Annotated in this window: 12 protein-coding genes and 1 pseudogene; 5 read left to right on the top strand and 8 right to left on the bottom strand. The window is 71.8% G+C overall.

Annotation, left to right across the window (positions count from 1 at the left end; genetic code table 11):
- Positions 1–45 precede the first annotated feature (45 nt).
- The 5 genes and pseudogenes from ACFYWM_RS05590 to ACFYWM_RS05570 all read left to right on the top strand — a co-directional run bounded on the left by ACFYWM_RS05590 (position 46) and on the right by ACFYWM_RS05570 (position 5,076).
- Positions 46–1,689, top strand: a complete 1,644-nt coding sequence (locus ACFYWM_RS05590) for a GMC oxidoreductase (protein ID WP_389908985.1) — start codon at positions 46–48, stop codon at positions 1,687–1,689.
- 2,248 nt (positions 1,690–3,937) lie between these two features.
- Complete coding sequence (locus ACFYWM_RS05585) at positions 3,938–4,456, top strand: hypothetical protein (protein ID WP_389908982.1); 519 nt, start codon at positions 3,938–3,940, stop codon at positions 4,454–4,456.
- A pseudogene (locus ACFYWM_RS05580) lies at positions 4,374–4,613 on the top strand (MerR family DNA-binding transcriptional regulator); the annotation flags it as partial. The gene ACFYWM_RS05585 and the pseudogene ACFYWM_RS05580, both read left to right, overlap by 83 nt.
- 22 nt (positions 4,614–4,635) lie before the next feature.
- The gene (locus ACFYWM_RS05575) at positions 4,636–4,833 is read left to right on the top strand and encodes a hypothetical protein (RefSeq protein WP_389909345.1); all 198 of its coding nucleotides are present in this window, start codon (positions 4,636–4,638) and stop codon (positions 4,831–4,833) included.
- Between the two features lie 24 nt (positions 4,834–4,857).
- Positions 4,858–5,076, top strand: coding sequence for a hypothetical protein (locus ACFYWM_RS05570; RefSeq protein WP_389908979.1), 219 nt, complete (start codon positions 4,858–4,860; stop codon positions 5,074–5,076).
- 220 nt (positions 5,077–5,296) lie between these two features.
- Here the strand turns inward: ACFYWM_RS05570 and ACFYWM_RS05565 are convergent, their stop codons facing one another.
- The 8 genes from ACFYWM_RS05565 to ACFYWM_RS05530 form a co-directional block, all read right to left on the bottom strand.
- Positions 5,297–6,253: a glycosyltransferase family 9 protein gene (locus ACFYWM_RS05565; protein WP_389908977.1), complete on the bottom strand. Its 957-nt coding sequence runs from the start codon at positions 6,251–6,253 to the stop codon at positions 5,297–5,299.
- Between the two features lie 158 nt (positions 6,254–6,411).
- Positions 6,412–7,110, bottom strand: coding sequence for an SDR family oxidoreductase (locus ACFYWM_RS05560; RefSeq protein ID WP_389908974.1), 699 nt, complete (start codon positions 7,108–7,110; stop codon positions 6,412–6,414).
- 235 nt (positions 7,111–7,345) lie between these two features.
- Positions 7,346–8,929 carry a D-glycero-beta-D-manno-heptose 1-phosphate adenylyltransferase gene (rfaE2, locus tag ACFYWM_RS05555; RefSeq protein ID WP_389908972.1) on the bottom strand — a complete coding sequence of 528 codons (1,584 nt, stop codon included), beginning with the start codon at positions 8,927–8,929 and terminating at the stop codon, positions 7,346–7,348.
- Complete coding sequence (locus ACFYWM_RS05550; RefSeq protein ID WP_389908970.1) at positions 8,926–9,477, bottom strand: SIS domain-containing protein; 552 nt, start codon at positions 9,475–9,477, stop codon at positions 8,926–8,928. Before ACFYWM_RS05550 ends, rfaE2 begins: the two co-directional genes overlap by 4 nt.
- Before the next feature lie 3 nt (positions 9,478–9,480).
- Positions 9,481–10,674: a glycosyltransferase gene (locus ACFYWM_RS05545; RefSeq protein WP_389908967.1), complete on the bottom strand. Its 1,194-nt coding sequence runs from the start codon at positions 10,672–10,674 to the stop codon at positions 9,481–9,483.
- Complete coding sequence (locus ACFYWM_RS05540; protein WP_389908964.1) at positions 10,671–11,894, bottom strand: glycosyltransferase family 9 protein; 1,224 nt, start codon at positions 11,892–11,894, stop codon at positions 10,671–10,673. Before ACFYWM_RS05540 ends, ACFYWM_RS05545 begins: the two co-directional genes overlap by 4 nt.
- On the bottom strand, positions 11,891–12,829 hold the full coding sequence (locus tag ACFYWM_RS05535; protein WP_389908961.1) for a glycosyltransferase family 2 protein: 939 nt from the start codon (positions 12,827–12,829) through the stop codon (positions 11,891–11,893). Before ACFYWM_RS05535 ends, ACFYWM_RS05540 begins: the two co-directional genes overlap by 4 nt.
- Complete coding sequence (locus ACFYWM_RS05530; protein WP_389908958.1) at positions 12,826–14,466, bottom strand: carbamoyltransferase; 1,641 nt, start codon at positions 14,464–14,466, stop codon at positions 12,826–12,828. Before ACFYWM_RS05530 ends, ACFYWM_RS05535 begins: the two co-directional genes overlap by 4 nt.
- Positions 14,467–14,548 lie beyond the last annotated feature (82 nt).

Raw genomic sequence — 14,548 nt, 5'->3', positions numbered from 1 at the left:
AAACATATAGAACTGGTTCCACCCCCCAAGTGTGAGGAAAATCACATGCGAGAGAAAGGCTCAGCTGAATCCGGCGCCAAGGGCGTGTCGCGTCGCGGATTCATAACTGGAACTGGTTCTATCTTAGGTATCACGGCCCTCACGGGCCACACCGGCACGGCCCAGGCGCAGGCCGCCACCGCGGCCGCCCCGATCTCCAACGGCGCCCATGCCCCGGCCCTGGTGATCGGCACCGGGTACGGCGGCTCCGTGGCCGCCCTGCGTCTCGCCCAGGCCGGCGTCGACGTCCACATGATCGAGATGGGCATGGCCTGGGACACCCCGGGCTCCGACGGCAAGATCTTCTGCACCACGACCTCGCCGGACCACCGGTCCTACTGGCTGCGTACCAAGACCAAGGCCCCCCTCAACTACTTCCTCGGCCTCCCGATCGACAGGGACATCACCCGCTACACCGGGATCCTGGACGCCGAGGAGTTCGGCGGCATCACGGTCTACCAGGGCCGCGGCGTCGGCGGCGGGTCGCTGGTCAACGGCGGCATGGCCGTCGTCCCCAGGCGGGAGAACTTCGGCGCCGTCCTCCCGTCGGTGAACGCCGACGAGATGTACAACACCTACTACCCGCGCGCCACCGCCGGGCTCGGGGTCACCTCCATCGACCCGGCCTGGTTCGACACCACCGCCTGCTACCAGTACAGCCGGGTCGGCAGGAAGCACGCCCAGCGTTCCAATCTCCCGTTCGTCCCCGTGCCCAACGTGTACGACTGGAACTACATGAAGCAGGAGGCCGCCGGGACCGCCACCAAGTCGGCGCTCGCCGGTGAGATCCTCTACGGCAACAACCACGGCAAGAAGTCGCTGCAGAAGACCTACATCGCCCTGGCCAAGGCCACCGGCAACGTCACCGTCTCGCCGCTGCACCGGGTCACCTCGGTCGCCCCGGGGTCCGGTGGCCGCTACACGGTCGTCATCGAGCAGCTCGACACCGGCGGCAACGTCACCGCCACCAAGACCGTGACCGCGGACAGGGTGTTCTTCGCCGCCGGCAGCGTCGGTACCAGCAAGCTGCTGGTCAAGCTGAAGGCCACCGGCGCGCTGCCCAACCTGAACGGCGAGATCGGCAGGAACTGGGGTGACAACGGCAACGTCATGTGCGGCCGCGCCAACCACCTGTGGGACCCGACCGGCAGCCTCCAGTCGACCATCCCCTGCTCAGGTATCGACAACTGGGCCGCGGGCGGCGCGTTCGCCGAGGTCGCGCCGCTGCCCGTCGGGATCGAGACCTTCGCCTCGTTCTACCTGTCGATCACCAGGAACCCCCACCGCGCCCAGTTCTCCTGGAACGCCGCGACGGGCAGGGTCGACCTGAACTGGCAGACCGCCTGGAAGCAGCCGTCCATCGACATGGCCAAGACGATCTTCGACAAGATCAACGCCAAGGAGGGGACGATCTACCGGACCGACCTCTTCGGCGTGTACAAGATCTGGGGCGACCACCTCACCTACCACCCGCTCGGCGGCGCGGTCCTGAACCAGGCCACCGACAACTACGGCCGCCTCACCGCCTACCCCGGCCTGTACGTCATCGACGGCTCGCTGATCCCCGGCAACACCAGCGTCAACCCGTTCGTCACCATCACGGCGCTCGCCGAACGGAACATCGAGAAGATCATATCCACCGACCTGTGACGACGACCCGACGCGACGACCTGCCATGTCGTGTCGGGCCGTGTCGCGTCACGGCTTCCCGCCGGATGAGTCCCCGGCCCGGTCACCGGGGGGCGAGGCCCCAGAAGGGAGCCTCGCCCCCCGGTCCCGGCGTCGCCGGGCCTGCGGTCACTCAGGAGCTGGGGGACATCCGTCTGATCACCGGCCGATGATCCCCGTCTCCGTTCCTTCGAGCGGCCCGGTCGTGGCTCCCGGCAAGAAGAGTGAGCCGGACCGGTCCGCCCATTAAGGCGCCGAGTCCTGTCACGCACTTCAAACTCTTGATTACCTTTATGTGAAGAGCGGTGCGTGAATAATTTTCTTATTGGATTTTCGAAGTCGTTTTCGGTGTACCGGCGTCCGCCCGGCCGATCACTGACGATGTTCGCGACTCGACGGGTCGATATCGGTCCGCTCGCAACCACCCGTGGGCGAGGCTTCCTCCATGAGGGCGCCGAGCAAGGAGATGGTTACCGAAGCATCGCCGATCCGGTTTCCCAGCTGATGAGCAGGCATGTCACGGCCGACGCTCGCGCATCAGGAGTTTCCGTCGTTCATGCCGGACGCCAGCCATATTGACCGAAATGCCTCTTTTGAGAGTATTATCCCTTATGAATTATTGGCTTTTGGTTGCGGATTGGACCAAAAAAACGCCAAAATGTTGTCCCGCACGAGGTCGCATTTGCCTCGCTGCGGAGAGTCACACGAGTTCGCTCACCGGCGCCGGCGGGGAAGGCTTATGGTGGCCGGACTCTGGAACGCAGAGTCGGCGTGCTTATGACAGGCACCACAGTCGGCGCTTACAGGGAAAAACCCCCGCTCACGCATTCCTGATCCGGAATGCGCGCCCGAGGGTCGTTCCTTCGTGCGTTTCACCTTGCAAAACCGCTGGTATCTGGAGGGAAGATCCGGCTAGGCACAGCCGGGCCCTCCAGGTACCACCGCGAGGACCCTCTCCACCTGATGGACCACCTCGAAGAGTCCACTCGCGACGAGATGCGCGAGCACCGCGTTCTCGAGTTCCCCGGGCATCCATCGACGCCACCAACCTTCGTTGGCGACCATGGCGATCCCTTGCCTTCACTAGAGGTCGAGACTTACGCCGGCCGATCACCGTTGACCGTCCGCCCGGGCTCGACCCGACTGATTCCGGACGGCAAACCGACCTTTTCAGGAGGTCATGGCACGTCAGACACCCGAACCAATCCCACAGGGAGATTTCTATCGGATCTGGGACGGCAAGAGAGTCGTTTCCTGAATGATTTTACGACTTTTCCGGATAGGCGTATTTTTCCTGGTCACAGCCGGTCACCGAGGATCACCTATGTTCGTAGGCCATAGAGCCTCACCCCGGGTGACCTGGGGGTATCCGACGAATTACCATAAATCAGACATCGGCGTTCTAGGGTATATAAATCCCGTAACCAGTTACCAAAAAAGCGCACAAATACCCTTGCTGGAGGCCCCGGATAACCACTATCTTGATCATCCACGCCTCGAAAGTAAAGTTTATTCACATATTTTCCGAATGGAATAGTATTCGGTAGCACGAGATGGTGCCGGGAATCCCGCACCACCGGGAAACGGCCTCCCAGCCGGTTGGGCCACCAGGACCTGACCCGGGCCTCTCTGTCAGGAGAGGTGGGAGAGGGCGGAACCCGCGGATACGGTCCACAACGATCGCGGGCGTGAGGCGATCGCGGGTCCCTGGATTGACCGGCGAGGTCGTCGCGCCGGTACGCGAGGCGACAGAGCCCGTATTTCCCCGAACAGAGCCCTTTTTTTCTCCATGAGCAGAGCGCGTTTTCTGCCTCTGACCTGGGCGAACGGCAAAGCTTGACCTTGATGTAGAGGCAGGTTCGCACCATTGGGGCATGACCACTTCACCCGGCCCCCCGGCGGGGCGTCACCGCGAGGTCCAGGGACGTCACCTCTTCCTCCACAGGTCCGGCAGCGGCGGTCCCGCCGTGGTGTTCCTGCCCGGTGCCGGCGCCGTCGGGCTCGACTACCTGAACCTGCACGAGCGCGTCGCGGAGTTCACCACCTCCGTCCTCTACGACCGCGCGGGCACCGGCTGGAGCGACCCGGTGGAACTCCCGTTACCGTCGCCGAGCTGCGCGAGCTGCTGCTGGCCGCGGACGTGCCCGCTCCATATCTGCTCGTGCCGCACTCGCTCGGCGGTGCCTACGCCCGGCGCTTCATCTAGCTGTTCTCCGAGGAGGTGGCGAGCGTGGTCTACCTCGACGCCTTCTACGAGGAGTGGGACACACACCTGATCGGCGCGAAGACGCGCCTCAGGCCACAACCGATGCCGGGTGACCTGGCTATGCGTCTCATCGCCTTCGCCTCACGCAAGCTGTACGGGAAGATGTTCGCCACATGGCCGCCGAAGGTCAGGCAGGCACTCCTGGCCAAGTACGCCACGGTCGAGCCACAACGGGCGAGCGCGCAGGAGCGCAGTAACGTGCCTGAGCTGCGCGACGAGCTCAAGGCGTGGGGCCAGGTCCCGGACAAGCCACTGATCGCGCTCGTCGCGCTTGGAATCGACACCAGCATGAAGTTCCTGATGTCCAAACAGGTGCTGCGTGAGATAACCGAGGGTAAGGCCGCTCTCTACCGGCCCCTCGGGGATTCGGCGGAGAACGGTCAAACACGTGTTCTGCTCGATGCGCGCCACAGCACGATCAGCACCGATGCTCCGGACGTCGTTCTGCAGGCCATCGACGACCTGTGGCGGCGCGTGTCGTGAAGGAGTGCCGATGCTCACCATCGGCCAACTCGCCACATGTGCGGGCGTGACGCTCCGAACTGTCCGCCACTATCACCAGCGCGGCCTGCTGACCGAGCCCGAGCGCGACGCCTCCGGCTACCGGCGCTACGGCGCCCAGGCCGTGATGGATCTGATCCGGATCAAGACCCTGGCCGACGTTGGCGTGCCCCTGGCCCGCGTTCGACGAGCTGCTCGGCGCGGAGCCCGAGAAGTTCGCCAGGGCCATCGCCGACATCGACAGGGAGCTGGCGAGGAAGGCGCGCGAGCTCAGCCGGCACCGCCGACGCATCACCAAGCTGACGGCGGGCGATCGGCTGTTTGTGCCGGATGAGGTGGCCCGAATCCTCGACCGGTAACGCGCCCTGGACTTCAGCGAGCAGATGGTGCGCATCGGGCGCGACGTGTGGATCATCGTCGCCGCCCTGTCCCCGGAGTCGATCCACGAGTTCGCCGCCACGAAGAACGCCGCTCTCGACGACCCCGAGTTCGTCCGTACCTACCAGGCCCTCGACGAGACCATCGACTGGGATCCCCGCGATCCTCGCCTGCACGCGCTCGCCACCGACGCGGCGGCCTGGGACGCGCAAGCCCAAGGGTGAGACCGTTGCGCCCGACATGGTGAGCCTGATGACCTCCCGCCCCATGGAGTTCTTCTCGGCCTGGCGGCATCTCCTGCGGCTGTCGGCCTTCGAGGCGGCCGCCCGGCCCGTCCCTCCTCACCCCAGCGCTTGAGGCCGTCACCTGGGACGACGTACGCCCGGCGATCCCCGGAAAGCGCGGGAACGGGACTCGAGGAATCCGGTGGCGCCGGTCGCGCGCTCATCTCGCGCTCACCTCCAGCAGCGCGCCCACGGCGTCGAGGACCTCCCCCACGCCGATCTCCAGCAGGCCCGGATCGGGCCGGTGCCCGTGGGGGTCGCCGCGGCGTCCGGTCCACAGGACGAGGTGCGGTCCCGCCGCCGGCGGCCCCCACAGGGCCGGCGCGACGGGACCGCACAGCACCACGGAGGGGGTGGCGAACGCGGCGGCCAGGTGGGCCACGCCGGTGTCGCCGCAGACGACCAGCCGCGCGGACCCGACGAGGGCCGCCAGCGCTCCGACGTCCGTACGACCGGCCAGGACGGCTTCCTCCGGCATCCCGGCGAGCGCCGCCACCTTCCGCCCGAGGGCCCGCTCGGCCGCGCTCCCGGTGACCAGCACCCGGCGTCCGGTACGGCTCAGCGCGGCGGCCACCCGGGCGAACCGTTCCGGCGGCCAGCGCCTGGCCGGGCCGGCCGCACCCGGGTGGACGATCACGTGACCGGTCGTCTCCGAGGGCGGCGCGGGAAGGGCCAGGTCGGCGGGGTCGGCCGCGATGCCGTACCACTCCAGGAACGCGCACCACCGGACCGTCTCGTGGATGTCGCACCGCCACGGCGGCCCCTGCGCGTCCGGGAAGCCGGGGTGCGCGTGGGTGAGCAGCCGTCGCGGGCGGGTACGGCGCAGCGCGGCGATGCTCTGCGGGCCGCGGCCGTGCAGGTTGACCGCCGTGTCGGGACGATCGACGGGCACCGGCCCGGGTCCGGACACGTCGAGGAGCTCGTCGACGGCGTCGATCAGCGGCACCAGTCCCGCCAGGGGAGCCGGCGCGGCCAGCACGATCCGGTGCCCGGGGTGGGCGCGCCGCAGTGCCCGCAGGGCGGGCACCGCGGTGAGCACGTCGCCGAGCCCGAGCCCGCGAAGCGCGACCAGCTCCGGCACCCCGGCGCGCCCGGCACCGTTACGTCCTTCCGGCACCCTCCTACCCGCGGTTCCCGGGTCCACGGCCACGACATCTCCGTCGCGGGACGGACGAACTCCCGGACCTGCCGTCACGACATCTCCGTCATAGGACGGACAAGCTCCCGGACCCACGGCCACGACGTCTCCGTCCCAGGACGGACGAGCTCCCGGACCTACGGCCACGACGTCTCCGTCGAGGGACAGACGACGAGCTCCCTGACCTCGCAACCGGCGGGCTGGCCGAGGGCGAACAGCACGGTGGCGGCCACGTCCTCGGGCTGGTTGAGCCGGGCGTCGGGGCCGGGCCGGTAGCGCTCGTCCCGGTCGGCGAAGAAGTTCGTGTGCATGCCGCCGGGCACCAGCAGCGTCACCCCCACCTGTCCCGCGAGCTCGGCGGCGAGGGCCCGGGTGAACCCGACGACGCCGAACTTGGCCGCGCAGTAGGCGGTCGCGTCGCTCACCGCGCGCAGGCCCAGGGTGGACGCGCAGGTGATCACCCGGCCCCCGGAGCGCCGCAGGTACGGCAGTGCCGCCCGGACGATCGAGGCGGTGCCGAGCAGGTTCACCCGGATCACCCGTTCCCAGTCAGGGGCGGGGACGTCGGAGAGTGCCCCGCAGGCGTCGACGCCCGCCGCGGTGACGACGCCGTCGAGCCCGCCGGCCCGTTCGGCGAGCTCGCGCACGGCCCGCTCCGCCTGCTCGCGGTCGGAGACGTCGGCCGTCTCGTGGTCGATGCCCGCCACGTGGTCGGTGCCCGCCTCGGGCGCGGTGACGTCGACCACGAGGGGCCGGCCACCCGCCTTGGCGACCGCGACCGCGACCGCCCGTCCCAGGCCGGACGCGCCACCGGTGATCAGGATGTTTCCCACCATGGATGTCTCCCCTTCGGTCGTGAGGTCCCCTTGTCGCGGGGTTCCTCCGGTCGTGAAGCCCTTCTGGCCGCGGGATTCCTCCGGTCGCCGGCCCCTTCGGTCACGGGGTTCCTCCGGTCGCGAGGTTCCCCTGGTCACGGGGTTCCTCCGGTCGCGAGGAGCCCCTGGTCATGGAGTTCCTGCGGTCGCGAGATCCCTCTGGTCATGGAGTTCCTCCGGCCGTGAAGCCCCCTGGTCATGAAGTCCCCCCGGTCGTGAGATCCCCCTGGTCATGAAGTCCCCCCGGTCGCGAGGAGCCCCCGCGAGGTTCCGGATCACGAAGCCGCCGCGCCGCGGCGATGAGGCCGGTCGTGGAATGTCCGGGGACGCTGGGCAGGATCACGACGTCGCCGCCGGCCCGCCACACCGCCTCGGTCTCGGGCATCTCGCGGCCGGTGTAGTCGCCGCCCTTCACCCACACGTCCGGGCGGAGGTGGCCGATCAGCGCGCAGGGGGTGTCGCCGTCGAAGACGGCCACGGCGTCCACGCACTCCAGCGCCCGCAGCACCTCGACCCGGTCGCGTTCGCCCACCACGGGACGGCCCCGACCCTTCAGGCGCCGGACGGACTCGTCGGAGTTGACGCAGACGATCAGCGCGTCCCCCAGGGCCCTGGCCCGGCGCAGCAGGCTGACGTGACCGGCGTGCAGCAGGTCGAAACAGCCCCCCGTGGCGATCAGCCTGCCCCCGGCGGCCCGGACCGCCCCCGCCAGGCTCTCCGGGCCCGGAGCGGGGGCCGGGGGCACGTCCGTCCGCGGAACCGGCGACCGGCGCCGCCGCGCGGGCCGGGGGAGCCGGACCGCCGCGGCCCCGCCCCGCTCGACGAACCGGGTGGCCTCGCCGACCGCCGCCGCGACCGCGTCCTCGGTGGAGGCGCCCTCCGCCAGGGCCAGTGTCGCCGCGGTCGCGAACCTGTCACCCGCCCCGCAGGAGTCCCGCCCGGTGACGAGCGCGGGCGGCGGGATGCGGAGGGGCCGGCCGCCCCGGCGGGCGAGCACGGTCCCACGCTCGGCCAGTGTGACGGCCACCGCCTCCGCCCCGAGGTCGCGAACCAGGTAGCGGGCGATCCTGTCCGGGGTGTCGCGCGGCTCGGCGCACAGCAGCCGCGCCTCGGCCTCGCTCGGCGTGACGAGCGCGCAACCGGGCGCGGGCGGGGCGCCACGCGGATGCGGGTCCCAGACCACCGGTGCGGCGAGATCCCGCAGGAGGTCGCGGCACAGCTCGGCGACGCCACGGCCGTAGTCGGAGACCAGGACCGCCCGCGCGCTCCGCAGCACGGCGGCGACGCGCTCACCGGCGAGGCTCCGGCCGGGCCACCCGCCCGCGAGGTCGTACCGGAGCCCGCCGTGGCCCGTCCGGTACGGGCAGCGGTCGTCTCCCCCCGAACCCCGCGCCCGGCCGTCACCCGTGTCGATCCGGATCAGGGTCCGCCCTCGCACCCTGACCCGGGTCTTGCGTACGGTGGCGCCTCGCAGCGGCAGCCGTACCACCTCCACGTGGTCGGCGAGCAGGCTCGCCAGGCACCGGCCGGAGGCGTCGTTCCCGATCGCGGTGACCAGGACGACCTCGGCGCCGTCGCGCGCGGCGAGCAGGGCCGCCAGACCGGCGCCCCCCGGGCGGCGGCACTCCGATCGCCCGTCGACGACGGGCGCCGGGGCGTCCGGGCAGAGCCGTTCGGCGTGCCCCTCGATGTCCACGTCGAGCAGCGAGTCCCCGAGGACCACGATCGGCCCGGTCATGAGCCCTCCCGCGGCCGCCGAGGCCCTGGCGTCGCCGGTCATGGGCATTCCTCCTCGATCACCTCGCAGAGCATGTGGATCACCGCGAGATGCACCTCCTGCACGGTGGCGGTGTCGTCGGCCGGTACCGCGAAGGCCTCGTCGCAGAGCTCGGCCAGCGGGTTGGGCGCGGGGCCGGTCAGCGCCCAGGTCGTGAGCCCGCACTCGCGGGCGGCCTCGGCGGCCGCCACCACGTTGCGGCTCGCGCCGCTGGTGGACAGGCACACCAGTACGTCGCCGAGCCTCCCGTGGGCCCGCACCTGGCGGGCGTACGCCTGCTCGGCGCCGTAGTCGTTGGCGATCGCGCTGACGGAGGAGGTGTCGGCGTGCAGCGGGATCGCCGCGTACGGACGCCGGTCGTCGCGGTAGCGGCCGACCAGCTCGGCGGTCAGGTGCTGGGCCTCGGCGGCCGAGCCGCCGTTCCCGCAGACGAGCAGCCGGCCGCCGTCGCCCAGTACCGCGGCCAGCTTGCTGCCCCACGCGTAGATCCTGGGGATCTCGCCGTTCACGGCCGACAGCGCCGTGCTCAACCGGAACAGATGAGGGTGCATGGCTCAGCCTTCCGCGACGGCGAACCGGTCCAGCCGGCCGCTGATCAGGGTCCGGTACACGGATTCGGTCCGGAGGGCTACCCGGGGCCAGCCGTAACGGGCGCGGGCCCGCCGCGCTCCGGCCGTCCCGATCGTCTCCCGCAGGTCGGGGCGGGCCAGCAGGTCGTTCAGCACGCGGGTCAGGGCTCGCGGGCGGCGCGGGGACACCAGCACGCCGCAGCCGGTGACCGTGTCCAGGTGGCCGCCGACGGCCGAGGCGATCACCGGCAGCCCGCAGGCCATGGCCTCCACCGGGACCATGCCGAACGGCTCGTACCAGGGCACGCTCACCAGGACGTCGGCCGAGCGCATCAGGGCCGGGACCTCCGCGCGGCCGACGCCGCCGATCAGGCGCACCCGGCCGGTGAGGCCGTACCCGACGACCAGCTCGCGCAGCCGCCCGCTCTCCTCGTCGTCGGGCGCGCCACCGGCGATCACCAGCTCGGCGTCCGGCACCTGGCACAACGCCCGGACGACCGTGTCGACGCCCTTTCTGGGCACCAGGCGGCCGAGGCTGAGGACACGCGGCCGGCCGCCCCGGGGCGCCGCCGGGCCGTCGGGACGGAAGTGGTCCAGGTCGACCCCGCAGGGAACGATCGAGACCTTCCCGTCGGGCACCCCCATCGCCCGCAGTTCCCGTACCTCGTCGGAGCAGGTGGCGACGACCGCGTGGACCCGCCGCCCGATGTCGGCCTCGATGGCGATCCGCTCAGGCGGGCTGGTGTCGGCCGCTCCCTGCCGCCGCCGCTTGACGGTGCCCAGGGCGTGGAAGGTCTGCACGACCGGTATCCCGAGATCCCGCGCGGCCGCGAGCGTGGACAGGCCGCTCATCCAGAAGTGGGCGTGGGCCACGTCCGGGGGGTCGGCCGCCCACCTGCGCGTGAGGTGGGCCGCGAAGGCGGGCATGTGAGGCGGCAGCTCGTCCTTAGGAAGCGGCTCAGGGGGGCCCGCGGGGACGTGTTCGACGGTCACGCCGGGCGCGATCACCACGCTGTCCGGCTGGTCCCGCCCGCTGCGGCGGGTGTGGACGACGACCTCGTGCCCCCTGCCCGCCAGCGCTACGGCGAGCCCCGCGACGTGCACGTTCTGCCCACCGGCGTCGACGCCTCCCAGGGTTGTGAGCGGGCTCGCGTGTTCCGATACCAAGGCGATCCTCATCGAACGACCTCCCTCACGGATGTCAGGCGGTCGACGGCCTCGACGACCCGCTCGCTGTTCACCGACGAAAGACACGGATGATCCGGAACGGGACACTCCCTGGCCCGGCTGCCCCGGCAGGCGGCTCGCTGATCGCCGAGCAGCACCGTCGACACGCCGTACGGGGCCCAGCGGACGGCCGGGACGACCGGGGCGAACAGGCTGACCACCGGCGTGCCGACCGCCGCGGCCAGGTGCGCCGGGCCGGTGTTGGCGACGACGACCGCGCACGCCCCGGCGAGCACCGCGGCCAGCTGCGCGAACGAGGTCTTCCCGCCGAGGTCGATGACGTGCGGCCCCGCGCCCCTCCCGCCGGTGCCGGGAACCTGCGGCCCCGCGACCCTCCCGTCCAGGTCGTGGGCGTCCGTCCCGGCGTGCGTCCGGCCCAGGTCGCGAGCGTCCGTTCCTGCGTGCGTCCCTCCCAGGTCGTGGGCGTACTTCCCTGCGTTCCTCTCGCCCAGGTCGTGGGCGTCCGTCCCGGCGACCCGCGCGGTGAGCGCCCGCTCCCCCCGGCCACCGGTCACCACGACCCGCCGGCCCGCGCGGACCAGGTCCCGTACCGCCCCCGTCCAGCTCTCCACCGGCCACGCCCTGGCCTGGGCGGAGACGCCGGGATGCACGACCACGTATCCGGGCGGCCCGGTGAGGGGGCCGGTCTCCGGCAGCGGGCGCCGCACGGCGAGCGCTCCGCCGTCCCCGGGCGGCAGGTCGAAGCCCGCCGCCCTGACCAGGGCGAGCATGCGCTCGGCCTCCGGCACGTCCACCGTCTCGTCGACGACGTGCCGCACGTCCAGCAGCGAGCCGGCGTGGTCGCCGCAGATCGCGGCGATCCTCGGCGTACCGGCCAGCCTCAGCAGCAGGGCGAGCGGCAACGGCGACTGGTGGAACGAGGTGAGGATCAGCGCCTGCTCGGGAGCCGTCCTCCGCAGGATCCGCAGCAGCCGCAGCGCGTGCGCCCCCGTCATCGGCGACGGCTCGGGGTCGATCCACGGCGTCCGCCACTCCACCACCCGCGACACCCCGGGCAGCAGCTCGCCCGCCGCCCGGCCGTGCGGTCCCACCATCAGCACGACCTCCCGCGCGGCATGGGCGACCGCCCGGATCGCGGGCCCGGCCAGCAGGACGTCGCCCGCGTTGTCCAGGCGGGCGACCAGGACGGTGCCGGCCGTCGCGGCGGTCATCGCCTCACCCGCAGCTCGCCGCGGAGGCGGTGCGCGCACGCCACCGGCGGGATGAGCACCGTCGTGACCACCATCCGCCGGATCTCCTCCCTCGTCCGGGGCCCGGGAGCGATGCGCTGCCAGGCGAACCCCGCGGTGAGCAGCGCCCACGCCGTACCGGCCAGGACGGCCACCCACCTGGGCCGCGTCACCGCCGTGACGAGCGCGAGCGCGCCGAGGCCGGTGGTGAGGGCGTGCTCGCGCACCCGCCCGGGAGCGCCGCCGACGGCCGCCCGCCAGGCGGGACCGTGCAGGTGGCGCATGAGCGCGTCGTCGGCGTTGCCCCGCTGGAGGCGGACGCTGGTCCACGGGCCGTCGTCCCTGACCGGGTGCAGGGTGACGCGCTCACCCCGGACCAGCCGGTACCCGGCCGCCATCACGCGCAGCGCGAGGTCGGCGTCCTCGCGGTAGGCCCGGGGGAAGCGCTCGTCGAATCCGCCGGTCCGCTCCAGGGCCGCGCGCCGGTAGGCCATGTCCGCGGTGATCCACCTGGCGCCGGCCAGGGCCGCGGTGTTGCGCTCGGCGTCGGTGGGCCGCCGGCCGGGCGGGAGCGGGACCTCGACGCGCCCCTGGCTGCCGCCCACGTCCTCGGGCAGGCCGGTGAGATCGGCGCGCAGCGCCTCCTCCCAGCCGGGCCGTGGGACCACGTCGTCGTCGAGAAAGGCGACCCAAGGCGTCACGGCGGCGCGCCAGCCGGTGTTGCGGGCGGCGGCGGGCCCCCGCCCTCCCGAGCGCAGCGTCCGGACGTGGTCCGGCATCCGCGGGAGCCCGGCGGAGGTGCCCTCGGGGCGGTCGTCGACCACGATCACCGGGATCGCCGGGGTCACCGCGCCCAGGGCCGCGAGCGTGCCGGCGAGGCTGGGGCGGCCGACCGTGGGAATCACCACCGTGATCATGTGGCGAACACCTCCCTCCGGCGGATCAGGTACGGGCCCAGCGCCAGCAGGTCCACCGGCGCGGAGCCGAAGCACTCCAGCGCGTCGCGGGGGTCGTCGACCATCGGTCTCCCCGCCGTGTTGAGGCTGGTGTTGACCACCACCGGCAGCCCGGTGCGCAGCTCGAACTCCCGTAGCATCCGGGCGAGCAGCGGGTCGTCCGCCCGGTCCACCGTCTGGATCCTGGCGGTGCCGTCGACGTGCACGACGGCCGGGATCCGCTCGCGCCACTCGGGCCGGACGTCGTGCACGAAGAGCATGTAGGGGCTGGGGACCGGGCCCCGGCCGAAGATCTCGTGAGCCCGTTCGGCCAGCACCATCGGGGCGACCGGGCGGAACTGCTCGCGGCCCTTGACGTCGTTCAGCCGCTCGGTGTTGGCCTCCCGTCCCGGATGGGCCAGGAGAGAGCGGTGGCCGAGCGCCCGCGGGCCGTACTCGCCGCGCCCCTGGAACCAGGCCACGATCTCGTCGGCCGCGAGTTCCGCCGCGACCGCGCCGGCCAGGTCCGCGGGCCGCTCGTACGGCACCCGCGCCACGTCCAGCCAGGCGGCCAGCTCCTCGTCGCTCCAGCCGCGGCCGAGATCGGCCCCCGGCATGGGCGCGGCCGGCTCGCCGAAGGCCTGGGCCAGGTGCAGCGCGCCGCCGAGCGCGGTGCCCGCGTCGCCGGCCGCCGGCTGCACCCACAACTCCTCGAAGGGCCCCTCGGCGAGCAGTCGCGTGTTGGCGACGCAGTTGAGCGCCACGCCTCCGGCCATGGTCAGGCACCGGTCGCCGGTCCGCCCGTGCAGCCAGCGGGCGAGGTCGAGCAGCACCTCCTCCAGGCGCCTCTGCACGCTCGCCGCGAGGTCGGCGTGCTCCTCGGTCCAGGGCTCCCCGCGCTCCAGCGCCTTGGCGTAACCGCCCCAGTCGACGGGCTCGACCCGGAACCCGCCCTCCCCGTCCGGGCGGATCACCTCGCGCAGCGCGCCCAGGTGACGGGGCTCGCCGTAGGAGGCCATCGCCATGACCTTGTACTCGTCGCTGGAGCGGAGGAACCCCAGGTGCTGGGTCACCTCCTCGTACATCAGCCCCAGCGAGTGCGGCAGCTCCTGGGCGGCCAGGATCGTCAGCTCCCCGTCGCGGTAGTGCCCGGCCAGGTGCGAGACCGCCTCGCCCCGCCCGTCGCAGACCAGCACCGCCGAGTCCCGGTACGGCGCGGCCAGCCCCGCCGAGGCCGCGTGCGCGACGTGGTGGGGCACGTAGCGGACCCGCTCGGAGTCCAGGCCCGGCAGGACGCTCGCCAGGAAGGCCGGCGCCCTGCGGGCGTAGGTGGTGCGCAGGTCCTCCCAGCCTTCGTCGAGACCCGGCCCGCCCGGCCGTACCAGATCGGGGTCGTAGGAGTAGGCGACGGCGTCGAGGTCCTCGGGCCGCAGTCCCGCCCGCTCCAGGCACCAGGCCGCGGCACGCTCCGGCAGTTCCCAGGCGGAGAAGGGGAGCGGGCGCTTGCCGTGCTTGCGCCGGCTGAACCGCTCCTCCTCCGCGGCGGCGACGACTTCCCCGTCGACGACCAGGGCCGCCGCCGGATCATGAAAGATCGCGTTTATGCCGAGAAATCTCATGGAGTGGCCTCTCGTCGGATACCTAATGACTACCGAGAGCAGCGCTTCTCAAACGAAGAAATCGGACATAAGCCCATTCACT

The organism is Streptosporangium sp. NPDC002721 (assembly GCF_042888905.1).
GTDB lineage: Bacteria > Actinomycetota > Actinomycetes > Streptosporangiales > Streptosporangiaceae > Streptosporangium.
This window is presented reverse-complemented; position numbering and strand designations above follow the sequence as displayed.

Excerpts from the sequence above, each read along its gene's own strand:
- rfaE2 (WP_389908972.1), bottom strand. The coding sequence starts at position 8,929 with ATGACCGGCGACGCCAGGGCCTCGGCGGCCGCGGGAGGGCTCATGACC.
- ACFYWM_RS05570 (WP_389908979.1), top strand. The coding sequence starts at position 4,858 with ATGGTGCGCATCGGGCGCGACGTGTGGATCATCGTCGCCGCCCTGTCC.
- ACFYWM_RS05535 (WP_389908961.1), bottom strand. The coding sequence starts at position 12,829 with ATGATCACGGTGGTGATTCCCACGGTCGGCCGCCCCAGCCTCGCCGGC.
- ACFYWM_RS05590 (WP_389908985.1), top strand. The coding sequence starts at position 46 with ATGCGAGAGAAAGGCTCAGCTGAATCCGGCGCCAAGGGCGTGTCGCGT.
- ACFYWM_RS05530 (WP_389908958.1), bottom strand. The coding sequence starts at position 14,466 with ATGAGATTTCTCGGCATAAACGCGATCTTTCATGATCCGGCGGCGGCC.
- ACFYWM_RS05545 (WP_389908967.1), bottom strand. The coding sequence starts at position 10,674 with ATGAGGATCGCCTTGGTATCGGAACACGCGAGCCCGCTCACAACCCTG.
- ACFYWM_RS05550 (WP_389908970.1), bottom strand. The coding sequence starts at position 9,477 with ATGCACCCTCATCTGTTCCGGTTGAGCACGGCGCTGTCGGCCGTGAAC.
- ACFYWM_RS05560 (WP_389908974.1), bottom strand. The coding sequence starts at position 7,110 with ATGGTGGGAAACATCCTGATCACCGGTGGCGCGTCCGGCCTGGGACGG.
- ACFYWM_RS05540 (WP_389908964.1), bottom strand. The coding sequence starts at position 11,894 with ATGACCGCCGCGACGGCCGGCACCGTCCTGGTCGCCCGCCTGGACAAC.